The sequence below is a fragment of the Streptomyces sp. NPDC046909 genome, assembly GCF_040644695.1.
In the GTDB taxonomy this organism is placed as follows: domain Bacteria; phylum Actinomycetota; class Actinomycetes; order Streptomycetales; family Streptomycetaceae; genus Streptomyces.
Genome location: NZ_JBEYXC010000003.1, coordinates 190,711 through 213,770, shown reverse-complemented (window position 1 = coordinate 213,770; position 23,060 = coordinate 190,711). Strand labels below are relative to the sequence as shown.

Sequence of the window (23,060 nt, the reverse complement as noted above, 5' to 3'; positions counted from 1 at the left end):
CGGGAGTACGCCAACGCGCTCGGGGCGCGCATCACGGGCAGACGGGCCGCGAGGGTGCGGCGCTGGTGAGCGGCAGTGACTGGCAGTTCCGTCCCACTCGCAGCGGCGAAAACCGCAGGTGGCCGAAGCTCGCCGTGGGACAGATCTGCCAGTCACCCAATCCTCGTAACCCTCACAGTCCCCACAGCCCCTTCCCCACCGCTGTGATTCCACCGGCCAGCGCCAGCGACAGCACCAGCAGCCGCGCCCCCTTCTCCGGTATCCGCCCCGCGAGCCCGCGCCCGATCACCCCGCCCACCACCATCGCGCCGACCACGGCCCCCCACCTCGCCGCGCCCAGTTCGGGCACCCCGTTCACCGCCACCGAGAACGCGTTCACCACCACGCCGTAGAACATCGCATTCGGTACGAACTCCCTTACCGTCCAACCCGCGTTGACGGCATACAGCGACACAGGCGGGCCGCCCACCCCCGCCGCGGAGTTCATGAATCCACCCACCGCGCCCGCGACCACCGCGCCCTTCACCCCGCGCAGCGCAGGCATCCGGGCGCCTCGCATGACCAGCACCACGGCCGCCGTCACCAGGGCGCCCATCACCAACAGGAGGACAGGCTCGGGGAGTTGGCGGGTCAGCCAGGTGCCCGCCGGTACCGTGCACGCCGCCGCCGCGCACAACGGGACCATCGCGAGCGGGCGTACCCGCCGCCATCCGCCGGCCAGCCCCACGACACTGATCGCCCCGGCCGCGCAGTTGGCGAGGACGACCCCCTCGGCCGGTCCGAGCAGCAGCACGAGCGCGGGTACGGCGACCAGCGCGAAGCCCATGCCGGTGAGCCACTGCACCGACGAGCCGAGCAACACGATTCCCGCGAGTACAAGATCCCCCATCACACCCAAGGTGTATCCCACTCCACCCCGGTTCGGGGAGGGCGCTCCCTCGTGACGGCCGCCGTGAGACGGAATCGTTGATCTCGCCAGGTCACCGACCCCGTAGCGAAGGACATCCCATGAAGGCCCTGCTCTCCTCCAAGCCCGTCCTGTGGTTCCTCTTCCTCTTCAACGCCGTCGTGGCCGCGGTCGCGCCCTTCGTCGTGGACGGCACGCAGGGGGTCATGACCGCCGTGGGCATGGGGGTGGTCTCGGCCGGGGCGGGGGTCAGCCTCGTCCGGGAGCGGGGTGCCGCAAGGTGATCGAGCGGTCACCGTACGTGAGTTGGGTGATCGTTTGACGTCCCCTGTACGACGCCTGGACGGCCCCTAACCGGTGCCACGCGAATCTGGAGTCACTTCCTCCACAGGAACCGCAGACAGCGGAGGAAGCAACCCCAACTCGCCCGCACTGGAGATGAGATGACCCGTCGTCCGATAACCAAGCGTGTAGCCGTCGTCGCCGCCGGTGCCCTCGTCGCCGTCGGCACCTTCGCCGCCGGCGTCGGTGTCGCCGGGCCGGAGAAGGAGGGGTCGAGCGGCAAGAAGCCTACGAAGGCCGAGATCGCCGCCCTCTTCGACGGCTGGAACGCCGCTCTGCAGACCCGCGACCCGGAGACCGTCACCGAGCGGTACGCCGATGACGCGGTCCTGCTGCCCACCGTGTCGAACAAGGTCCGTACCGACCACGCCGGTATCGAGGACTACTTCGAGCACTTCCTGCTGAACAAGCCGGTCGGCAAGAAGATCGAGACGCACATCAACATCCTCGACAACAACTCCGCCCTGGACACCGGCGTCTACGAGTTCACGCTCACCGACCCGGACACCGGCGCCAAGCGCCTCGTCGAGGCCCGCTACACCTACGAGTACGAGAAGCGGAACGGCGAGTGGAAGATCGTCAACCACCACTCCTCGGCGATGCCCGAAGGCTGATCCGCACCACCAGCCCGCCCCCGGGCGCGTCCGCCAGGGCCACGGTCCCGCTGTCGTCGGTCACCAGCTGCTTGACGACGGCGAGGCCCAGCCCGGACCCGGAGCGCCCGGTCAGGCCCTGACCGCGCCAGAAGCGGTCGAAGGCGCGGGACTTCTCCGCGTCGGACATGCCGGGCCCCTGGTCCGTGACCGACAACTCGACCTGCTCGCCCCGGGTTTCGTACCGGACGGTGATCGTGGCCCCGTCCGGTGACACCTCAAGGGCGTTCGAGAGCACATTGTCCAGCACCTGGTCCAGATTGCCGGGGCTGGCCAGCACAGACGGCCGGCCGTCGGCACTACTCCCCCCAAGCGCGATGGTGACTCCGCGCTCGTCGGCGGCCGGCCTCCACACCGCGAGCCGTTCCTCCACGATGTCCCGGAGGGAGAGCGGCTCCGCGGCCGTCACCTTCGCCTCCGCGCGCGCCAGCACCAGCAGGCCGTTGACCAGACGGCTCATGCGGACCACTTCCGCCGTCGCCTGCTCCACGTCCTCCCGTACGAACTCGTCGTCCACCCCGTCCGCGATGTTGTCCAGCGACAGGCGCAACGCCGTGAGCGGGGTACGGAGTTGGTGCGAGGCGTCCGCGACGAAGATCCGCTGCGAGGCCACCAGCGTGTCCAGGCGCTCCGCACCCTGGTTGAGGGTGCGCGCGAGGGTCTGGGTCTCCGGCGGGCCGGTAACGGGGGAGCGGGCGGTCAGGTCCCCGTCGCTGAACTTGCTCGCCATGGCGTTGAGTTCGCGCAGCGGGGCGGTGATGCGGCGGGCGGCGATCGCGCCGATCGCGGCGGCCGCCGCCAGCACGAACACCGCGAGACCGGCGCGGAAGCCCCAGATCTGCCAGAGCCGCGTGGTCATGTCCGAGGTCGAGTAGACGATCCGTACGGCCGCGTCGCCCTGGGCGGGCACGGTCACCGTCAGGTGCTTGCCCCAGACGAAGGCGGAACCCCAGTCGGTCGTCTGCTGCTCGTGGTGCACGGCCAGGTCGAGGGCGGCGTCCGAGCTCGGCACCGGCAGGTCCGGGTCGCAGGTGCTGGTCGGGGTCACCTGGACGATGCCGGGGGTCTCCTGGTCGTACGCCGTGGCCACCTTGTGCAGCGCCTCGCACGAGGTGCTGTCGCCGTTGCCCAGCAGCAGCGCCATGGTGTTCGCCTCGCGCAGGACGGACAGCCGGGTGTCGCCCCGCAGCTGGTCGGTCAGGGTGAAGGCGACCGGCACGGTGAACAGCAGGATCGCGACCGCGACGAGCAGGATGTAACTCCGGATGAGCTGCCGGTTCATGAGGCCCCGTCAGCCCCGTCAGTCCTGTCGCCCTTGACGATCTCCAGCCGGAAGCCGACGCCCCGGACCGCCTCGATGCTGATCGCCCCGGCCAACTTCCGCCGCAGCGCCGCCACATGCACGTCCAGTGTCTTCGTCGGCCCGAACCAGTTCGCGTCCCAGACCGCCTCCATGATCTGCTCGCGCGACATCAGCGCGCCCGGCTCCTCGGTGAGGAAGGCCAGCAGGTCGTACTCCTTGGGGGCCAACGCGACCTCCACGCCGTCCAGATGGACCCGCGCGGCCTTGCGGTCGACGGTGAGCCGGTCGCCGTAGCGGTCGGGCCCCGCGGGCTCCGCCGACGCCGTACGGGGCTGGGCGCGCCGCATGACCGCCCTTATCCGGGCGATGACCTCCCGCACCCCGAACGGCTTGGAGACGTAGTCGTCCGCGCCGAGCTCCAGGCCCACCACCCGGTCCGTCTCGTCGCTGCGCGCGCTGATCACGATGATCGGCACGTCCCCGCGCTCGCGCAGCGCCTTGCAGACATCGAGTCCGTCGGTGTCGGGCAGGCCGAGATCGAGGAGTACGACGTCGTAGGGCTCCTCATGCCTGAGTGCCGCCCCGCCCGTGGTGACCCAGGCCACCTCGAAGCCGTAGCGCAGCAGTCCGCGCCGGAGCGATTCCGCGACCGGCTCATCGTCTTCCACCAGCAGTACGCGCACAGCCGCACCCTAATGCTTGAAATTTAATTCACACGTATCGCATGTGACGCGCTGCACTTTTCCCGGGGCCTCCGGGTGGGCATGCGCTGACCTGGGTGTCCGGAATCTCAGCATGCGGTACTACGGAAGTGAAATTCGGACGCTCGTTAGACTGAGCCGACAAATACGGGACTGAGCGAGGAGCGCACGTGGGCCTTGTCGTGCAGAAGTACGGAGGCTCCTCCGTAGCCGATGCCGAGGGCATCAAGCGCGTCGCCAAGCGGATCGTGGAAGCGAAGAAGAACGGCCACCAGGTGGTCGTCGTCGTTTCCGCGATGGGCGACACGACGGACGAGCTGATCGATCTCGCCGAGCAGGTATCCCCGATGCCTGCCGGGCGTGAGTTCGACATGCTGCTGACCGCCGGAGAGCGTATCTCCATGGCACTGCTGGCCATGGCGATCAAAAACCTGGGGCATGAGGCCCAGTCGTTCACCGGTAGCCAGGCAGGCGTCATCACCGACTCGGTCCACAACAAAGCCCGGATCATCGATGTCACGCCCGGCCGGATCCGGGAGTCCCTCGACAAGGGCAACATCGCCATCGTCGCGGGCTTCCAGGGCGTCAGCCAGGACAAGAAGGACATCACCACGCTGGGCCGCGGTGGCTCCGACACGACCGCCGTCGCGCTGGCCGCCGCCCTCGACGCCGAGGTCTGCGAGATCTACACCGACGTGGACGGCGTGTTCACCGCCGACCCGCGCGTGGTGAAGAAGGCGAAGAAGATCGACTGGATCGCCTTCGAGGACATGCTGGAGCTCGCGGCCTCCGGCTCCAAGGTGCTGCTCCACCGCTGTGTGGAGTACGCCCGCCGCTACAACATCCCGATCCACGTCCGGTCCAGCTTCAGCGGGCTTCAGGGCACCTGGGTCAGCAGCGAGCCCATCGAGCAAGGGGACAAGAAGGTGGAGCAGGCCATCATCTCCGGTGTCGCGCACGACACCTCCGAGGCCAAGGTCACGGTCGTCGGCGTGCCGGACAAGCCGGGCGAGGCCGCCACGATCTTCCGCGCGATCTCGGACGCCGAGATCAACATCGACATGATCGTGCAGAACGTGTCCGCCGCCTCCACCGGGCTGACGGACATCTCCTTCACGCTTCCCAAGACCGAGGGCCGCAAGGCCATCGACGCCCTGGAGAAGCACAAGGCGGGCATCGGCTTCGACTCGCTGCGCTACGACGACCAGATCGGCAAGATCTCCCTGGTCGGCGCGGGCATGAAGACCAACCCGGGCGTCACCGCCTCCTTCTTCGAGGCGCTGTCCGACGCGGGCGTGAACATCGAGCTGATCTCGACCTCCGAGATCCGTATCTCGGTCGTCACCCGGGCCGACGACGTCCCCGAGGCCGTCCGCGCCGTGCACACGGCCTTCGGGCTCGACTCCGACAGCGACGAGGCCGTCGTCTACGGAGGCACCGGGCGCTGATGGCCCTCGAAGGACGGCGCCCGACCCTCGCGGTCGTGGGCGCGACCGGAGCCGTCGGCACGGTCATGCTCCAGATCCTGTCCCAGCACGCGGACATCTGGGGCGAGATCCGGCTGATCGCCTCACCGCGCTCGGCCGGCCGCAAGCTGGCCGTGCGCGGTGCCGAGGCCGAGGTCGTGGCCCTGTCGGAGGAGGCCTTCGACGGGGTCGACGTCGCCATGTTCGACGTACCCGACGAGGTCTCCGCGCAGTGGGCGCCGATCGCCGCGGCGCGCGGCGCGATCGTCGTGGACAACTCGGGCGCCTTCCGGATGGACCCGGAGGTACCCCTCGTCGTCCCCGAGGTCAATCCGCACGCGGCCCGGGTCCGGCCGCGCGGGATCATCGCCAACCCCAACTGCACGACCCTCTCGATGATCGTGGCGCTCGGCGCGCTGCACGCCGAGTTCGGGCTGCGCGAGCTGGTGGTCTCCAGCTACCAGGCGGTGAGCGGGGCGGGCCGGGCCGGGGTGGAGACGCTGCGCCAGCAGCTGTCCCTGGTCGCCGGCACGGAACTCGGGACGCATCCGGGAGACGTACGGCGGGCCGTGGGCGACAACACGGGGCCGTTCCCGGAGCCGGTCGCGCTGAACGTCGTACCGTGGGCCGGTTCGCTGCGTGAGGACGGCTGGTCGTCGGAGGAGATGAAGGTGCGGGACGAGTCCCGCAAGATCCTCGGGCTGCCGGAGCTGCCCGTCGCGGTCACCTGTGTGCGCGTTCCGGTCGTCACCACGCACTCGCTGACCGTCCACGCCCGCTTCGAGGGCGAGGTCACGGTGGCCAAGGCACGTGAGATTCTCGCCACTGCGCCGGGCGTCGTGCTGTTCGACAACCCGGCCGCGGGGGAGTTCCCGACCCCCGCCGACGTGGTGGGCACCGACCCCACCTGGGTGGGCCGGGTGCGCCGGGCGCTGGACGACCCGACCGCCCTCGAACTCTTTGTTTGCGGCGACAACCTGCGTAAAGGCGCCGCCCTCAACACCGCGCAGATCGCCGAACTGGTCGCGGCCGAGTTCGTGTGACGTTGCCCGGGTGCTGGTCAAGGAGCCGGAAAACCCCTGGCCTGCGGTCTGATGCTTTGTAGGATCTGTGAGCGACTCGTGGTGCGGATGATGGTCCGGACCACTTGATCCGAGCCACCTCGGCGTCCGAAAATTTGCCTCCCCGCTCTCCGCAACCGCGCGAAGGGCGGGGAGCGTCTTTGCGAACGCCCTTCAGGGGGTGCGGGGATGCGTGAAGGGGCGTGGGGACGCCCCGAAACATTTCAGGACATAGGGGAAGAGCGGGTAGGCATGAGGGCGCTTGACGCACGGTCAGTTGTGCTGCCTGACACAAGACGGGAGGCCGTCGCGTTCGGTATTTCGTCGTCCGACACAAAAGTGACGCCCGGCGCGTACAACCCTTACGGGGGTAGCCGTGTCCAACTGGCGTGGCAGAGGTTCTCGACTTCACAGCGGTCTCGCGCGGTACGGCCCTACGGCCGCCGCGCCCTGCGGCCGTACGACCCCGCATGGCCGGTACGCCCGGTGGCATGCCGGTGATCGCGCCCATGCCCGCAGCGCGGCCGGCCCGCATACCCAGTCAGCGTGACGGCGCCGAGGACGCGGCAGCCGCCGGAACCACCGTCGACCACCTCACCGAGACGTACCGCGCGCACTACAGCTCGCTGCTGCGTCTCGCCGCCCTCCTCCTCGACGACACCGCCTCCTGCGAGGACGTCGTCCAGGAGGCGTTCATCCGCGTCCACTCCGCCCGCAAGCGGGTCCGCGACCGGGAGAAGACGCTGGCCTATCTGCGCCAGACCGTCGTCAACCTCTCCCGCTCGGCCCTGCGCCGCCGCATCCTCGGACTCAAGCTGCTGTCCAAGCCGATGCCGGACATGGCGAGCGCGGAGGAGGGGGCGTACGACCAGCTGGAGCGCGACTCGCTCATCAAGGCGATGAAGGGGCTCCAGCGCCGCCAGCGCGAGGTCCTCGTCCTGCGGTACTTCGCGGACATGACCGAGGCGCAGGTCGCCGAGACCCTCGGGATATCCCTGGGCTCGGTGAAGGCGTACGGCTCCCGCGGCATCGCCGCCCTCCGGGTCGCCATGGAGGCCACGGCATGAGCGGGTCACGGGAGAACGACGGGCGCCGCCATCTGCACGTCCCGCACGAGCACGAACACGAGCCGTACTCATGGCACGAGCCGGGCGGCGCGGACGCGCAGCACAAGCCGACGCAATCAACTGCTGGGAACGGAACTGTGAACCACGGCCTCGACGACCAGAGCCCCTCGGGAGGGCTCGACTCGGACGAGCTGGCACTGCGCCGCATGCTCCACCAGGCGGTCCAGGAGATCGAACCCCGGGACGGCACGCTCGACCATCTACGGACCGCCGTACCCGCTCGCCGGGCCCGCAAGCGGCAGGCCATGGTCGGCATGGCGGCCGCCGCGCTCTTCGTCGGCACCGCCGTCCCCGCCCTGCTGCACGTCTCCGGCGCCACCGGCTCCGACGCCAACCCTTCGGTCGCCGGGCACTACTCGGAGGCCCAGGGCGGCGCCACCCAGGGCAAGGACCCGGACGGCGGCGAGAGCACCTCCGGCGGCACCTCCGGCAAGGTCGAGGACAAGGGCAAGGGCGACTCCAAGGGCGACGACAAGGACAAGGGGACCGGCTCCGGCAACGGCAGCAGCGACACCTCGGGTCCCTCGGCCTCCAGCACGGCCGGCGTCCCCGCGTGCACGGCGACCGAGCTCGGCACGGGGACGTCCAGCACCGACCCGGTCGACACCAGCGGCGCGGTGTACGGCACGTTCACCTTCACCAACTCCTCCACCGCGGCCTGTACGGTCACGGGCCCGGGCGCGCTGGCCACCTCGACGGCGGGCGCGGCGGACGCGAGCAAGGTCTCCTCCGCCCGGCACGTCTCCGGCGACGCGGCGGCCTCCCTGCCCGACCCGACCCTCGAACTCGCCTCCCTGGTCCTCCAGCCCGGCGCCTCCTACACCGTGCGCTTCGCCTGGGTCCCCTCGGAGACCTGCCCCACGTCCAGCGGCGACAGCGGCGGCGACACCGGCTCCACCCCCACCCCGACCCCCACGGAGAACTCCGGCACCACGGATGGCACCTCCACGGGCGGCGACACCGGCACCTCCACCCAGCTCCTGACGGAGGACGGCACGGCGGACGGCAGCGTCACCATCACCAACACCGCCGAGGGCGGCGCGGCGACGGCGACGACGACGGTCAGCAACGCGTGCGCGGGGACGGTGTACTGGACGGGCGTACTGGCGACGTCGTAGCACGGGCCGCCTCTGGGGGCTTCGCGCCCCCAGCCGCCCGTCAGACGGTCGCCCGTCAGACGGTCGCCCGTCAGACGGTTGCCCGCTCCTCGTGTTCCTCCGGCAGCAGCCCGAGTTCCGCGTCCTTCAGGAACTCCACCTCGCGCCGCAGCAACCGGAACCACATGAACACCACGAACCCGGCGAACACGAACCACTCACCGGTGTAGCCGAGGTTCTGGAACGCCTTCAGATTCAGCCCCGAGTCCGAAGGCGCCGCCGCGGGCACGGCCTTCATCCCGGAGTCCCCGGTGTTGAGCGTGACCCAGGCGGGATACACGTCGTACGACACCAGGTTCACCAGCGAAGCCGCACTGATCGCGGAGACCTGCCCGTCCGGCAGCCCCCCCTGCGCACTGACCCCGTTCTCCCCGGGCTGCTCGGAAGCCTGAAGAGCCCCCGTGACGGTGACCTCGCCGGTGGGCGCGGCAGGAGCCTTGGAGGCGTCCGCGTCCCCCGGCAGCCACCCCCGCACGACCGGCAGCGCCTTGCCCTCGTCGGTCATCAGCAACGTCAGCACGTAGTACCCGCGCTTCCCGTCCAGGTCCCGCCCCGGCACCAGCAACTGCTTCCCGTACCGCCCGGTCGCGGTGACCTGCTTGCCCGAGGTCTCCTGATCCACGGGGAGCAACTCGGCGAGCGGCCGCGCGGCCTCCCGCCGGTCCGTGGCGACCTGAGTCGTCGCCCGGTCGTGCGCGGCCATCCGCTCCTCGAACCGGCTCAGCTGCCATGACCCCATGAACACACAGAAGGGGATGGCGATCAGCACGAAGACGTTGATCCCCCACCAACGGGGCGTCAGCAGAAACCGGTACACACCTCAACGGTACGGGTCACCCCGAACGGTCCCGCCCGCGGGGTCAGTACCGCTCGACGAGATGCTCCCGCCCGACCGGCGGCTCGTAAGGCTCCGGCCAGAAGTCCGTGACGGCGGCTATCCGCCCGCTCTCGTCCCCCGTGAAGAACGAGATGGCGTACATCTCCTCCAGCCCCACCGTGACGTGGCTCCAGGTGACCACCTGCCCCGGCTCGGCGATGATCCGCTCGATCCGCAGATGCCAGTCACCCGGATACTCCCGGTTGAACCGCACATACCGCTCCCGTCCGCTGATCCGCTCGCGTGTCTGCGGCAGCGTGTACACCACGTCCTCGGTCAGCGTGCCCGCGAACGCGTCCCAGTCCCGCGCCTCCGCGGTGGCCCAGAAGGTCTCGACTGTCTTGCGCAGATCGGTCATGCGACAGAGTCTGCACCCCGCCACTGACAATCGGTCCTGGCAGCCCGGTCCGTCCCGTCAGTCCTTGCGTGCGCGCAGGGAGTACATGAGGGGGATCCGCGGCCGGTCCGCCGGGAACCGGTGGTACCCGTCCCGCACTTCGAACGACCCGAACCGCGGGAACAGCGAGACGTCGTGCTCGTGCAGGAACTCGATCCGCAGCCCCGCCGTCGCGAGCGCGGTGACGACCTCGCCGAGCGGGTGCCGCCACTCCACGGTCCGGTTGTGGAGGAGGCCGGAGCCCCCGTCGGTGTAGGTGCCGGAGAGCTCGTACACCTGGGCGTCGGGGTCGAAGTAGTCGTGCACGACCCGTGAGCCGGTCTCGTCGTCGAGGACGTCGGTGATCGGATGGAACTCGGCGAGATAGAGGAACCCGCCCGGCGCCACCAGCGCCGCCGCCGTCTCGGCCCAGCGCCGGATGTCGGGCAGCCAGCACAGCGCCCCGACACCGGTGTAGACGATGTCGTACGACGGGTCGGGCACCGCCTGCGCGGCGTCGTACACGTCGGCCGTGACGAACGCCGCCCGGTCCGGCCCGAACCCGAGATCGCCGGCGAGGCCACGGGCCGTCTCCACCGCGGGCTCGGAGAAGTCGAGACCGACGACGCGGGCGGCGCCGTGCCGGGCCCAGGACAGGGTGTCGAGGCCCATGTGGCACTGGAGATGCAGCAGGGACTTTCCGGTGACGTCCCCGACCTCGGCCAGCTCGAAGTGGCGCAGGGCTTCCGCGCCGGCGCGGAAGCCGTCGAGGTCGTAGAAGTCGCTCGCGGCGTGGACGGCGGCGCGCTCGTCCCAGTTGGCGCGGTTGGCGTCGCGCCAGTCGGAGGGGTGGGAGAGGGCCATGATGTGAAGCCGCCTGACCTGCTGGGGAAGGGGTACCGGTGGAGGTTATCCACAGGCTGAGGACCCCGCCAGCGAATTGTCGGTCGGGCCAGGCACTATGGGGCCATGACTGAGAGCAACGGGTCCGTCTCGCCCGAGCAGAACGAAACGACGCCGGTCTGGGAGAAGCGCTTCCGGGCGCCCCGGGTGTCCCTGCCCGACTGGGCGGAGGACGCACCGGACCACGCCCTGTTCGTGTCGAACGCGACGGGGACGTACGAGCTGTACGCCTGGGACCGCTCCACGGGCGGGCAACGCCAGGTCACCGACCGGCCGAACGGCACGACGGACGGCGTGCTCTCCCCGGACGGCGCGTGGATCTGGTGGTTCGACGACAAGGACGGCGACGAGTTCGGCGTCTGGCGCCGCCAGCCGTTCACGGGCGGCGAGGGCGAACTGGCCGCCCCCGGCCTGGACGCCTCCTACCCGGCGGGCCTGGCCCTGTCCAGAGACGGTCGTACGGCGGTCGTGGGTCGCTCGACCGACGAGGACGGCACGACGATCTACGTCGCCCGCGCCGACGAGAACCCGGTCGAGATCTACCGCCACCGCGAGTCCGCGGGCGTCGGCGACCTCTCCCACGACGGCTCGCTGATCGCCCTGGAGCACACCGAGCACGGCGACGCGATGCACTCGGCGCTGCGGGTCGTCCGCCTCGACGGCACGGCGGTCGCCGAGCTCGACGACACGAAGGACGGCACGGAGGAGCTCGGCCTGGAGGTCCTCGGCTTCGCCCCCGTGGAGGGCGACACCCGTCTCCTCATCGGCCACCAGCGCCGGGGCCGCTGGGAGCCCCTGGTCTGGGACGTGGCGACGGGCGAGGAGAGCGACCTCGCCCTCGACCTGCCCGGCGATGTGAGTGCCGAGTGGTACCCGGACGGCACCGGCCTGCTCATCGCCCACAGCTTCGAGGCCCGCAGCGAGCTGTTCCGCTACGACCTCACGACCCGCGAGCTCGTCGGGATCCCCACCCCGCCCGGCTCGGTCTCCGGCGCCACCGCCCGCCCCGACGGCAGCGTCGAGTACCTCTGGTCCTCGGCCGCCGAACCGTCGACGGTCCGCTCGACGACCGGCCGCGTCGTCCTGGACCCGCCCGGTCTGAAGTCCCCGGGCTCGGTCCCGGTGGAGGACGTCTGGGTCGAGGGCCCCGGCGGCCGCATCCACGCCCTGGTCCAGAAGCCGCAGGGAGTCTCCGGCCCCCTCCCCACGGTCTTCGACATCCACGGCGGCCCGACCTGGCACGACAGCGACGCCTTCGCGGCGGGCCCGGCGGCCTGGGTCGACCACGGCTACGCGGTCGTCAGAGTCAACTACCGGGGCTCCACGGGCTATGGCCGCGCCTGGACCGACGCCCTGAAGCACCGGGTGGGCCTGATCGAGCTGGAGGACATCGCGGCGGTGCGGGAATGGGCGGTGAGCACGGGTCTGGCCGACCCCGACCGCCTGATCCTGACCGGCGGCTCCTGGGGCGGCTACCTCACCCTCCTCGGCCTCGGCACCCAGCCGGACTCCTGGAGCCTCGGCATCGCAGCGGTCCCGGTGGCGGACTACGTCACCGCGTACCACGACGAGATGGAGGCCCTGAAGGCCATGGACCGCACCCTCCTGGGCGGCACCCCGGAAGAGGTCCCGGAACGCTTCGAGGCCTCCTCCCCCCTGACCTACGTGGACCAGGTCAAGTCCCCGGTCTACATCTCGGCCGGCGTCAACGACCCCCGCTGCCCCATCCGCCAGATCGACAACTACGTCAAGCGCCTGGAGACCCGCGGCGCCACCCACGAGGTCTACCGCTACGACGCGGGCCACGGCTCCCTCGTCGTCGACGAACGCATCAAGCAGGTCCGCCTGGAACTGGACTTCGCGGCACGGCATCTGCCGCCGAGGGGCTAGCTGGGGGAACGGCTGCGGGCCCGTCCGGCGTTTGAGGACGAGGCCCCTCAAGGGCCGATAAGGCGGGGTTGAAGGGGCGGCAGCCCCTGGAGGATGGGACGGGTAGGGGCGGCGGGGGCGAGGAAATTCTCGCCGCCCCCTACGCCCCCGCCCGCTCCCGAGCCCGCCGCCCCAGCAGCTCCGCCAACCCCCGCCGGGTAGCCGCCAGCACCACCCGGTCCTCCCCCTTCAGCACATACGTGTCGGGCAGATCCCAGACCAGCCCGGACCCGGCCCCGGCCTGCCCCACCTCCTCGTACGCCCCCTCCACCGCCGACTCCTCCCGCCGCCCCGCCCCCACCGCGGCGGTGTCCAGGGCCAACACCCGCCAGGCCCCCGCCCGGAACGCCTCCCCGACCGTCTTCCCCTCCAACTGCGGATGCCCGCCCACCTCAAGCGCCGCGAACAGCAGCACCCGCCGCTCCACAGGAATCGCCCCGAGAATCTGCCGCCCCATCATCGCCCCGGCGAACGCGGGCGCCGCCAGATGCGACACGCTCCGACTCCGCGTGGAGGCCTGCGGATGGGCGGCCCGCAGCGTCCGGTACACGGCGGTGGCGAAGTCGTCGTCGTACAACCGCAGCACGACCCGGAGATCGGGCCGCACGGACCGGGCGTACAGCACGGCCTCCAGATTGGTCGTGTCCGCGCTGGTCACCGACAGCAGCGCATGCGCCCGATGGATCTTCGCGGCCTCCAGCACCCCTTCCTGGGTGACATCCCCGAGCACCACCGGCACCCGCAACCGCCGAGCCGTGGCCAACCCCCGTGCCTCGGGATCGGACTCGACACACACCACGGGGATGTTCAGCTCCCGCAACCGGGTCAGCACCCGCGTACCGATCTTGCCCAGCCCGAGGAGGACGACATGCCCACCCAGCCCCCGAGGCGGCTTGCGCAACGCGGACGCGCTCCGGAAGGTGCCCAGCGCCTCCAGCACGGCGGCCAGCAGCACCGGCAGCAGCAGCAACCCGACGAGCCCGGCGAGGAGTTGAAGAATCTGCCGCCCGAGAGGCTGATTCAGGGCGGGGTCGTTGATGGCGAAGAGGTCGAGCAGGACCTCGTACGTGGCGAAGAGCGGATGGTCCCCGGTGACCACCGACAGCGCGACGGCGAGCGCGGCCACGCACCCCGCCAGCCCGGCCAGCGACCACCGCAGCCGCCGCGAGAACAGCGAGGCGAACGGCGGCACGACACCGCGCCCGGCGGACAACGGCGGCCCCGAGTACGACACCTGCTCCAGCACGACGGTCCCGCGCCCACCGGCATCCCGTACCGCCGCCGCGTCCGGCAGCAGCTCGGGCCCCGGCTCGCCCCCAGCCGGCTCGGCCCCGTCGGGCCCACCGGTCCCGTTCCCGGTGGGGGAGAGCAGGGCCAACGTGGCCAGTCCACCGCCCCCGGTGGATCCCGGAGGCCGCTCCACCGCCCGCAGTAACAGCCCATCGGTCTGCACGACCTTGCTGGTCCCGGCGACGGCACTGGCCACCAGCGCCGGCGCGGCGGTGTCGGCGTCGGACAGGACGGTCGTAGAGGCATCGAACCCGGAGCCGGGGCCGGAACCGGACCCAGAACCGGAACCGGAACCGGAGGAGGAGCCCGAGGAGTCCGCGCCACCGCCGGCGGCCAACGCGGCGGCCTGATCCAGAAGTTCCTCGATGTGCTGCCCCAACCGCCGGTTGTACAGCCGCAGCACGAGCCGCAGCCGGGGATTGAGCCGACGGGCGGTCAGCGCGGCACGGATGTTGGTCTCGTCGTCGTCATACACGAGCGCGAGCGCGGCGGCCCGCTCCACCCCCGCGTCGGCGAGCACGGCCTCGGTGGCCTCGGCGGCCTCCAACACCCGCTCCCCACCAACGGGTTCGGTCACTCCCGCGCGCCCGGCGGCGGCACTCACCACCCGGTCGAGCAACGCCGCGGAAGCCGCCCGCGCCCGCCCCACCACCGGCGGCCGCACCGTCCGCTCCGAGGGCGGCACGACGAGCGTCACCTGCTCCCCGTACACCCCCCGCAGCTCGGCGGCCAGCCGATGCGCGAGCCCGTCGTCACCGCAGACCACCATGTGCGCGGCCGTGTCACTCTGCTGACCTTGCCCAGGAACGCTCGCCACAAGGGGAAAGAGTGCCTTACCGGGGAGGGTGGTTCCAGGACGGGCTCCGCCGGGCGGGGGTCAGTTCCTGTTCTTCTTCCTGCCGGGAGAGGCGCGTTGGGACTGCTTTCGCTGGGCCGACAGGAGGCGTTGGGCCTGGAAGGACTTGCCCATGGCCGTGAGCGTGTTGGCCAGGCCCCGGGTGATCGACCGCACGAATTCGGTGTCGTCACCGAGCACCCGGCGCCCGTCGTTGCGTGCCCTTTCGAACAATTCGACTGCCTCGGCGTACTTGCGCAGTCGGAAGAGGCAGTGGGCCAGGTTGTTGGTCGTCACGATGGTGTTGGGGTGGCTGGGACCGAGGCTCTCCTGCGAGCGCCGGAGCACGGCTTCGAGCAGGCCGCGGGCCCGCTCATGGTCGCCGAGCTTGGTCAGGGCCTGGGCGAGGTTGTCGGCGGCGCTGAGGGCGAACACGTGGTTGTCCCCGAGGGCTCGGCTCAGGCGCCTGTTCACGTCTTCGAGGATGTCCCGTCCCTCGTGGATCCGGCCCAGGTTGATCATCGCGCTGGCGATGCCGTTACGGGCCCGCAGGGTGTCCGGGTGGTCGTCGCCCAGGTCGCGCTGCCAGAGCTGGAAAAGGTCCTCGCACATACGACCGGATTCCTCGTACTCCTCAAGGTCGCTGAGCGCGGCGGCGAGGTTGTACGCGGCCTGAAGGGTGTGCGGATGGTGCTCACCGAGAACACGTCGGCGACGCCGGTATGTGTCCTCCATGATCTCGTGCGCCTCCGTGAACCTGTGCAGCTGTCCCAGGCTGTACGCCAGGTCGTTGGCGGACTGGAGGGTGTCGGGATGGTCGTCGCCGAGCAGGCGCCGACGGCGGGCCAAGGTGTCGTGGATCAGCACCACGGCCGCGTTGGGATCGCCGGCCTCGGTGGCCGCGTGGGCGTGGTACTGCATACACCTGAGGGTGTCGGGATGATCGGCCCCCAGCGCCTCGGTCCAGGATGCGCTCAGTCCGCCGGTCAGTTCTCGCGAGTTGGGCGCCTGCCCGCTCTGGGTGAGGAAGAGGGCTGCGTCCAGCAGGAGCGACCGCAGCTCGGCGCGCCCGACGCGATCGATACGGGCCACGGCGAGATGGGACGCCAGGGTGGCCCAGGCAGGCCAGTTCGGTGTGGTCTCCGGATCGCCCGGCACCGCCCCTTCCAGCACCGTCCCGGCATCGTCCCGTACCGCCGCGACGTGCTCCACCCCGGTGCGGTCCCGCAGTACGGACTGGGTGAGCCGATGGATCTGGAAGGTCTCGTGGTCGACCCGTGCGAGCCCTGCCCGCCGCAACGGCTGAAGGGCGCTGCGCGGCCACAGGACGTCGTCGGCGACGCCGGAGACCGTGACGAGCCGCGGCCCGGCCGTCTCCAGCCAGCTGATCGGGATCGGCTCGGGCCCGAGAAACGCCCCCAGCCGCAACACGTCAACCGCGCCCGGGTGTTCATCCTCCAGCCGACCGAGCGCGATCCCGGTCGCCGCGGCCAGCGACACCGGATAGCCGGGCGCCCGGTCCACCCGGAGTATCCGCTCGGCGTCCGTGGCAAGCATCCCGCGATACCGCTCCACGGTCATCCCGCTCCCCACGACCCCCGCCGCCTGCGCGAGGGCGAGCGGAAGATCCCCCAGGTCGTGCGCGAGCAGCCCCGCGTCCTCGACACTGAGGGCGGGGATCTGACTACGCAGGTACGACACGGAGTCGGCGCGGTCGAAGACGTCGAGCCCGGTCTGGCCGGCGACACCGCGCCAGTCGGGGTTGCGCGAGGTGATCAGGACATGGCCGGGACCGTCGGGGAGCCAGGGCCCGATCAGTTCGGGCCGCTCGGCGTTGTCGAGGACGATCAGCCACCGCTGCCGCCCCCGCAACTCGGCCAGCAGCGCACGGGCGTTGGCCTCGGAACCCGCCTCGGACCGGGCAAGACCGAGCCGGCCGGCCAACTCCGTGTAGTGAACGGGCAGATGCCCGGCCTGTTCGGCGTCGATCCACCACACCACGTCGTACTGCCCGCTGAACCGGTGCGCGTACTCCAGCGCGAGCTGTGTCTTGCCGATACCGCCCATGCCGTGCAGCGCCCGCACCACCGCCTGCCGGTCGCTGAGCAGTTCGTCGCGCAGCCGGGCTATCTCGCTCTCCCGGCCGGAGAAGTCGGGGTTGCGGCGGCCCAGGTTCGACACGAGCGCGGTCCCGGCGGGGGAGCCGGGGAGCCTGGGCCGCGTACCGTCCTCGACCGAGGCCGCGTCCGTGGCCGGAGCCCCCTCCGTGGCGCCTCCGGGAAACACCGGCGGCGCGTCCGGAAGCCGAGCCCCCTCCACGGCCTCCCGCAGCGCCTCCCGCGCGGCCGCCTCACCCAGCCCGTGGATCGCCCTGCTGACCAGCGACGACAGCAGAGGCGGCAGGTCGGTGTCGGCCAGCTCCTCCACCACCAGCGGAATGATCCGCCGCTCACCCGCGAGCGCCGCGTTCTTCTCGCCCCGCGTCCACCGCTTCGGATCGAAGTACGCCTTGGAGAACAGCGCGACGACCGCGTCGGCGTGCCGGAGCGCCCGGTCCATCCGGTCGACGAAGTCGTCCCCGGGCCGCCAGTCCCAGACGTCGAGTTCGACATCGTGCCCGGCCGCCTTGAGATACCAGCCCACCCACTCCGCCCAGGGCCGGTCCACACCCGCGTAACTGATGAAGAACCGCTGCTTGGCGCCGTCGGCCATGTCCCGCCCCCGAGCCCGTCTCGCCCGTACCGTTCCGGCCCATGATCCCGCGCCGAGTTGAGCAACGACGCCAGAATCCTCGTATGGGAGGAAAGGCACCGCACATCGAGCCGGGAGGTACCGCGCCCGTGGCCATCACCAAGCCCGCGCCGCCGCGGACACCGGCACCCGAGCCATCGGCATCAGAGCCGTCGGCATCCGAGGGATCGGCATCCGAGGCGGCCGCCCCCTCGACCTCGGCCCCCTCGGCCTCCGCGCCCCCGGCCACCGACCAACAACAGGCCCGCCACCTCAACTCCCCCCTCCTGCTCACCATGTCGCTCCTCCTGGTGCTCCTGATCCAGGGCCCCATCCGCGGAGCGCTCGCCACGCCCGTGATGCAGAGCTGGATGACGGTGTTCGTGGCCGTGGTCGTCCAGGCGTTTCCCTTCCTGGTCCTGGGGGTCCTGCTCTCGGCGGCGATCGCGGTCTTCGTACCCCCGTCGTTCTTCGCCCGGGCCCTCCCGAAGAACCCGGCGCTGGCGGTCCCGGTGGCGGGCGCGGCAGGCGTGGTGCTGCCGGGCTGCGAATGCGCCTCGGTCCCGGTGGCAGGCGCCCTGGTCCGCCGAGGCGTCACCCCCGCCGCCGCCCTCGCCTTCCTCCTCTCCGCCCCGGCGATCAACCCGATCGTGCTGACGGCCACGGCGGTGGCGTTCCCCAACAACCCCGAGATGGTCCTGGCCCGCCTGGTCGCGAGCCTCCTCGTGGCCTGCGCGATGGGCTGGCTCTGGCTACGCCTGGGCCGCACCGACTGGCTGCGCGCACCCGCCCGTTCCTCGTACGACGGTCAGGGCAGGGGAGCGGCGTTCTGGGGCTCGGTCCGGCACGACGTGATGCACGCCGGCGGTTTCCTGGTCATCGGCGCGATGGCGGCGGCGACGCTGAAGGCGGTCGTACCGGAGCAGTGGCTGCGTACGGCGGCGGGCAACCCGTTCGTCTCCGTGCTGGCCCTGGCCGTACTGGCGGTCTTGCTGTCGATCTGCTCGGAGGCGGACGCGTTCGTCGCGGCCTCCCTGTCCCAGTTCTCCCTGACGGCACGGCTCGCGTTCCTGGTAGTGGGCCCGATGATCGACCTCAAACTCTTCGCGATGCAGGCAGGCACCTTCGGCCGAGGCTTCGCCCTCCGCTTCGCCCCCGCCACCTTCACCCTGGCGGTCCTGGTGTCGGTGGCGGTCGGGACGGTGCTCCTGTGAACCGGCACGCACAGTCAGCGGTGATGTTCCTGCTGGGCGCGGCCCTCCTGCACGCGGGCAGCACCGACCTCTACCTCCGCTACGTCAAGTCAGGCCTGCGCCCGCTGCTCCTGCTGTCCGGCGCGGTCCTGATCGCGGCGGCGGCAGCGACGCTGTGGTACGAGAGGAAAACGATCCAGAAGCAGGATCAAGACAACGAAGACAACCAAGACGACCACGATGGCCATGCTGCTCACGACGATCACCACCGCGAACCCCGAGTCTCCTGGCTCCTCGTCCTCCCCCTCCTCGCCCTGGTCCTGGTGGCCCCGCCCGCCCTCGGCTCGTACAGCGCCCTGCGCACGGGTACGGCTCTGCAGCAGCCGTACGGCTATGAGGACCTGCCCGCGAAGGGCCCGCTGCGACTGGGGGTGGCCGACTACGCGGGCCGGGCGGTGTACGACGCCGGCCGCTCGATCAAGGGCCGAGAGCTCAAGATCACCGGCTTCGTGGCCGTGGACCAGGCCGGCCACCCCTATCTGGTCCGCATGGCCCTCAACTGCTGCGCCGCGGACGCCCAGCCGGTGAAGATCGCCCTGACCGGCACGATCCCCCCGGTCCTGCGCCCGGACGCCTGGCTGGAGGTCACCGGCGCGTACACGCCCCAGCGGACCAAGGACCCGGTCAACAACGGCCCGATCCCGTACCTGAAGGTCACGTCCGCACGCCCGGTGGCGACACCGGCGGACCCGTACGACGAGACGTGGAACAAGTGACGGTCAGACGAGGTCAGTGACGCTCAATGTCAGTGACCCTCACTGCTGGTAGGGCTGCTGCTGAGCCTGCCCGTACGCCTGCTGCCCACCCACGGCCTGCGCCTGCAACCGCTCCGCCTGCTCCTTCTCGACCTTCACTTCCGCCCCGCAGAACGTGCACTGCGTCGCGTACTTCGTCGAGAACGGGAACAGCGGCACGAAGAACAACGTGAATTTGGTGACCCGCTTGCGCAGCGTGTGCGCGGCGGGATTGCCGCACCGCCCGCAGACGAGCGTGAGTATGGCGAGCTGGTAGAGGTAGCCCTTGGTACCAAAGATGATCACGAGGGGGGTCCTTTCCGGAACAGATCCTGCCGCCAAAGGCTACGACCACCCCACGGCCGGTTGCTCCTGCGCGGCGCTGGGCAGTTGCCCGTACGACAGCCAGCCGCGGGACACCAAGGGCGGTACGGAGTGCCTGGGCACGGCCGTGTTCCACGTGGCCGACGGCAATCTCGACGGCCTGGACCTGTCCGGCGTGGACTTCGCGTTCTACAACCAGTTCCCGTCTCACCTCTCTGCGGCCAGTGACGAGCAGGCCGGCGCCGATGCCCTGGAGCGCATCCTTGTCGGCCGGGAGGGCGGCCCGTTCGGCCGGCTCTCGCAGTTCTACGGCGAGTACCTCGGCATGGAGCGCGCCGGCGTCTCGCTCACGGACGGCGACAAGCCCGGCTTCACGGTCGAAGGCCGCACAGACCTGTCGTACGAGCCGCTGACCGGCCCGGACGGCAGCACAACGAAGATCAAGAACGCGATGTTCGGCTTCGCGCCCGAATTCGAGGTCGGCGGGACCAGCGGCCGCTCCGACGCCTTCGGGCTGAACTACGAGGCGTCCTACAGGGAGACGGCGCAGTACGTCTTCAGCGGCGAGGAGACGGAGGGAGCCGCACAGGGCCGGGCCTGAACCGGATGGGCCGTCCCCGTCCCGTGAGCTGAGTCGCCGCCGGGCCTGTTGGTGACGGTGGACGCCGTGTCCGTGTCCAGAGGATCACATATCGTCCATCGACGGCATGGAGTCCGTCAGCCCCGGCAGGAGCCAGTCCTGGAAGGGCGCAAGCACGGCCAGGACGAGAAACGCCACGCCCACGACCCGCCCCAACAGCACACCCCGGGGCGACAGCTTCTCCAGGAAGATCACCACGGCCAGCCCGGCCATCGCCGCCACGTTCATCACGCCCAGCGGCACCAGGACGACCATCAGCCCGGCACAGCAGCCGACGCAGTAGGCGCCGTGATGCAGACCCACCCGCAGATCACGGACCGGCCCGCGGAAGCCGGCGTAGTGCACGAGGTGCCCGAGCGGGTCGCGGCAGTGCCGCAGGCAGACGTACTTCAGGGGGCCCAGCTGATAGAGGCCAGCGAGCAGGAAGGCGCCCGACCCGATCCAGCGCCCGGCGGTCGGATGGTCGTCCACAAGACCGCCGCTGAGAGCGAGCGCCCCGTAGGCGAGCAGCCCGAACCCCGTCCACACCACCAAATACCCGGCGACGAACTCGACGGTACGGCCGGTGCGGGCCCCCCCGGAGGACTGCCGCCCGATCCCCCTCACCCACGTGATCGCCACCGGCGCCATGGACGGCAGCATCATCGCCGCCATCATCGTCACCCACAGCAACAGGAACAGCGGCAACGCCATCCCCATCGTCCCCGGCTCGACCCCCATATCCCGGGCCTGCCCGATCGTCAGCACCCACGCAGGCACCGCGATCAACACCACGAGCAACCACGAAGCCGCCAGATCCCGCGCCGGCAACAACCCTCCCCCCGCTCCGGTCGGCCCGACCGACGAAGCGGATGCGGCGACGAAAGTCCGGCTGTGACGCATCGGCGTACTCTCCTGCGACTGCTTCCAGCACAGCACAGGTACATAGGGGACGCGACCGGTACGCCTTGGGGTGGGCCGCGCTACCGCCTACGAAGAAGCGGAGTCGACGACACGGCACCCATTCCACTGGAACCAAGTCCTGCTCGAAGAGATCCAGTTGACCGGCCGGCGCGACCTCGGACACAAGCCAGAGCCCAGGCGTGCCCGCCACGTGCCGTGCTCCTCATGACCATTGAGGCAGAAGGGCATGGCGTTGGTGACGTCGACACCCCCTGGGAGAGGCCGCCCAAGATCTTCTCCCAGCCTTCTCCCCAACGACCTACAGAAACCCCTCAGGGGCCCGACCCGCTAAGCGGATCAGGCCCCTGAGGAGTACTTCCCTGTCGGGGTGGCGGGATTTGAACCCACGACCTCTTCGTCCCGAAGCAAACTTGGGTACGCGCTCCGCCATGGACTGGTGCGCCTCTTACCTGCCTTGATGGTCCGCTGACGTTCGCGGGCGTCCGCTGTTGTTCGTCGGCGTTGTCACGCAGTTAGACACTCAACGTTTCCGGGGGCGATACAGTGCGCGCCGTGTACATACCCGGCTGGTTCGTCTGGCTCGCTCTCGGTCTGGCCGCCTTGCAGGCCCTCGGCCTCGTTCCGGTCATCCGCCGACTACACGGATCCGATTCGGCGGTGCGTTTCGAGGCGCGCCTTAACCTGCCGGACGTCGTATCCTCCCTGCTGCTCTTCGCCGGCCTGGTGCTGAGTCTCGCAGTCGCGGAATCCTGGTTCTGGCTCACCTGCGCTGGCTTCGTGCTCATGGCCGCGGCGTACGCCGTGAAGGGTGTGCGCTGGCTCCGCATTCGCCAGCGCCACACGGCCTGACTTAACGGCCTGACTTAAACGACACGTGCTGACCGCTCGGAGATCTTGGGGAGCTGAGTTTTTGCTGCTCCGGTGCGGTGGACCCGTGCGCCTGGTGGTCGTAGTTGTCGTCATTGGCCGCTATTGAGCGACGTCGGACGATCCATGGACGGCCCAACCGACGCGGTTATGGGTGCCGGTTTACCGCGTTACGTAGCGCCTCGAACCAAGCCATGAAGTACCACCTCAGCCACCAGAACAAGCCTCTCCGCCTACCTCGTGGCTGCGGTTCCGAACGCGCCGGTACTCGCGGAAGCCTTGGAGGAGGCGCGACACGTGGCCTTCGGCTTCTTCGACCTCCACCACCGTGCAGGTGGCAGTAGCCGTTCCATCCAGCCGGGTTTCCGCACGGTCGTCCTTGCCGTGTCACCCCCGTACATCGCCCCATGAAGCGAGTCTGGCAGAGCCTGCGAGGGCACGGGGCGGCGACGGGTCAACTGCTGCGAGAACTAACGAGTCTCGCAGGTGGATCCATCAGCTTGGGAAGCTGCGATCATTCACGGCCGGTTTGGGCGCTGACCTCGGTGAACGGCCGAGCCGTGTCCTCGTCGGACTCGGCTGCCTTCCCCGTGATTCCCCGCTGTTCGCCGCTCGATCCGGTGCGGGGATGATGCGCAGATTGCCGGTGCAGGGGAAGCTGCTCAGGACAATCCTGGCTGAG

The 23,060-nt window shown here is 70.3% G+C and carries 21 protein-coding genes; 11 read left to right on the top strand and 10 right to left on the bottom strand.

The annotated features are described in order from the left end of the window. Positions 1-172 precede the first annotated feature (172 nt). Complete coding sequence (locus tag ABZ928_RS09635) at positions 173-889, bottom strand: sulfite exporter TauE/SafE family protein (protein WP_361516497.1); 717 nt, start codon at positions 887-889, stop codon at positions 173-175. 119 nt (positions 890-1,008) lie between these two features. Here ABZ928_RS09635 and ABZ928_RS09630 point away from each other — a divergent pair, with 119 nt between their 5' ends. Together ABZ928_RS09630 and ABZ928_RS09625 are read left to right on the top strand one after the other, a co-directional pair. Then, a complete protein-coding gene (locus ABZ928_RS09630) occupies positions 1,009-1,191 on the top strand; it encodes a hypothetical protein (protein WP_361516495.1) in 183 nt (60 codons plus the stop codon). A gap of 159 nt (positions 1,192-1,350) precedes the next feature. Continuing rightward, on the top strand, positions 1,351-1,863 hold the full coding sequence (locus ABZ928_RS09625) for an SgcJ/EcaC family oxidoreductase (protein WP_361516494.1): 513 nt from the start codon (positions 1,351-1,353) through the stop codon (positions 1,861-1,863). Here the strand turns inward: ABZ928_RS09625 and ABZ928_RS09620 are convergent. Further along, complete coding sequence (locus ABZ928_RS09620; protein ID WP_361516492.1) at positions 1,829-3,184, bottom strand: HAMP domain-containing sensor histidine kinase; 1,356 nt, start codon at positions 3,182-3,184, stop codon at positions 1,829-1,831. The genes ABZ928_RS09625 and ABZ928_RS09620 overlap by 35 nt on opposite strands. Continuing rightward, positions 3,181-3,888 carry a response regulator transcription factor gene (locus ABZ928_RS09615; protein WP_361516491.1) on the bottom strand — a complete coding sequence of 236 codons (708 nt, stop codon included), beginning with the start codon at positions 3,886-3,888 and terminating at the stop codon, positions 3,181-3,183. The genes ABZ928_RS09620 and ABZ928_RS09615 overlap by 4 nt, the downstream gene beginning before the upstream one ends. A 188-nt stretch (positions 3,889-4,076) precedes the next feature. On the opposite strand from ABZ928_RS09615, the gene ABZ928_RS09610 reads away from it, so the two are divergent. The 4 genes from ABZ928_RS09610 to ABZ928_RS09595 all read left to right on the top strand — a co-directional run bounded on the left by ABZ928_RS09610 (position 4,077) and on the right by ABZ928_RS09595 (position 8,678). Beyond that, positions 4,077-5,354: an aspartate kinase gene (locus tag ABZ928_RS09610; protein WP_361516489.1), complete on the top strand. Its 1,278-nt coding sequence runs from the start codon at positions 4,077-4,079 to the stop codon at positions 5,352-5,354. Continuing rightward, positions 5,354-6,415, top strand: coding sequence for an aspartate-semialdehyde dehydrogenase (locus tag ABZ928_RS09605; RefSeq protein WP_361516487.1), 1,062 nt, complete (start codon positions 5,354-5,356; stop codon positions 6,413-6,415). The genes ABZ928_RS09610 and ABZ928_RS09605 overlap by 1 nt, the downstream gene beginning before the upstream one ends. A 407-nt stretch (positions 6,416-6,822) precedes the next feature. Continuing rightward, the gene (locus ABZ928_RS09600; RefSeq protein ID WP_361516485.1) at positions 6,823-7,500 is read left to right on the top strand and encodes a SigE family RNA polymerase sigma factor; all 678 of its coding nucleotides are present in this window, start codon (positions 6,823-6,825) and stop codon (positions 7,498-7,500) included. Next, on the top strand, positions 7,497-8,678 hold the full coding sequence (locus ABZ928_RS09595) for a hypothetical protein (protein WP_361516483.1): 1,182 nt from the start codon (positions 7,497-7,499) through the stop codon (positions 8,676-8,678). The genes ABZ928_RS09600 and ABZ928_RS09595 overlap by 4 nt, the downstream gene beginning before the upstream one ends. Before the next feature lie 70 nt (positions 8,679-8,748). Here ABZ928_RS09595 and ABZ928_RS09590 read toward each other — a convergent pair whose 3' ends face one another. Genes ABZ928_RS09590 through ABZ928_RS09580 form a run of 3 tightly spaced genes read right to left on the bottom strand, consistent with a single transcriptional unit; the run spans position 8,749 to position 10,834 of the window. After that, positions 8,749-9,534, bottom strand: a complete 786-nt coding sequence (locus ABZ928_RS09590; protein ID WP_361516481.1) for an SURF1 family protein — start codon at positions 9,532-9,534, stop codon at positions 8,749-8,751. Between the two features lie 43 nt (positions 9,535-9,577). After that, positions 9,578-9,952, bottom strand: coding sequence for a nuclear transport factor 2 family protein (locus tag ABZ928_RS09585; protein WP_361516479.1), 375 nt, complete (start codon positions 9,950-9,952; stop codon positions 9,578-9,580). A 57-nt stretch (positions 9,953-10,009) separates the two neighbouring features. Next, positions 10,010-10,834, bottom strand: coding sequence for a class I SAM-dependent methyltransferase (locus ABZ928_RS09580; protein WP_361516477.1), 825 nt, complete (start codon positions 10,832-10,834; stop codon positions 10,010-10,012). A gap of 105 nt (positions 10,835-10,939) precedes the next feature. Between ABZ928_RS09580 and ABZ928_RS09575 the strand changes: the two genes are divergently transcribed. Next, complete coding sequence (locus ABZ928_RS09575; protein ID WP_361516476.1) at positions 10,940-12,763, top strand: prolyl oligopeptidase family serine peptidase; 1,824 nt, start codon at positions 10,940-10,942, stop codon at positions 12,761-12,763. Between the two features lie 139 nt (positions 12,764-12,902). Here ABZ928_RS09575 and ABZ928_RS09570 read toward each other — a convergent pair whose 3' ends face one another. Next, positions 12,903-14,861: an NAD-binding protein gene (locus tag ABZ928_RS09570; protein ID WP_361517610.1), complete on the bottom strand. Its 1,959-nt coding sequence runs from the start codon at positions 14,859-14,861 to the stop codon at positions 12,903-12,905. 108 nt (positions 14,862-14,969) lie between these two features. Continuing rightward, positions 14,970-17,639, bottom strand: a complete 2,670-nt coding sequence (gene fxsT / locus ABZ928_RS09565; RefSeq protein ID WP_361516474.1) for an FxSxx-COOH system tetratricopeptide repeat protein — start codon at positions 17,637-17,639, stop codon at positions 14,970-14,972. Between the two features lie 128 nt (positions 17,640-17,767). On the opposite strand from fxsT, the gene ABZ928_RS09560 reads away from it, so the two are divergent. Together ABZ928_RS09560 and ABZ928_RS09555 are read left to right on the top strand one after the other, a co-directional pair. After that, positions 17,768-18,871 carry a permease gene (locus ABZ928_RS09560; protein WP_361517608.1) on the top strand — a complete coding sequence of 368 codons (1,104 nt, stop codon included), beginning with the start codon at positions 17,768-17,770 and terminating at the stop codon, positions 18,869-18,871. Continuing rightward, positions 18,868-19,626, top strand: a complete 759-nt coding sequence (locus ABZ928_RS09555; RefSeq protein WP_361516472.1) for a TIGR03943 family protein — start codon at positions 18,868-18,870, stop codon at positions 19,624-19,626. The genes ABZ928_RS09560 and ABZ928_RS09555 overlap by 4 nt, the downstream gene beginning before the upstream one ends. A 39-nt stretch (positions 19,627-19,665) precedes the next feature. On the opposite strand, the gene ABZ928_RS09550 is transcribed toward ABZ928_RS09555, so the two are convergent. Continuing rightward, a complete protein-coding gene (locus ABZ928_RS09550; RefSeq protein WP_361516470.1) occupies positions 19,666-19,950 on the bottom strand; it encodes a zinc-ribbon domain-containing protein in 285 nt (94 codons plus the stop codon). Between ABZ928_RS09550 and ABZ928_RS09545 the strand changes: the two genes are divergently transcribed. Then, a complete protein-coding gene (locus ABZ928_RS09545; RefSeq protein WP_361516468.1) occupies positions 19,943-20,569 on the top strand; it encodes a DUF1326 domain-containing protein in 627 nt (208 codons plus the stop codon). The genes ABZ928_RS09550 and ABZ928_RS09545 overlap by 8 nt on opposite strands. Before the next feature lie 84 nt (positions 20,570-20,653). On the opposite strand, the gene ABZ928_RS09540 is transcribed toward ABZ928_RS09545, so the two are convergent. After that, on the bottom strand, positions 20,654-21,490 hold the full coding sequence (locus ABZ928_RS09540) for a DUF2182 domain-containing protein (RefSeq protein ID WP_361516466.1): 837 nt from the start codon (positions 21,488-21,490) through the stop codon (positions 20,654-20,656). Between the two features lie 573 nt (positions 21,491-22,063). Here ABZ928_RS09540 and ABZ928_RS09535 point away from each other — a divergent pair. Further along, positions 22,064-22,360, top strand: coding sequence for a hypothetical protein (locus tag ABZ928_RS09535; RefSeq protein ID WP_361516464.1), 297 nt, complete (start codon positions 22,064-22,066; stop codon positions 22,358-22,360). Positions 22,361-23,060 lie beyond the last annotated feature (700 nt).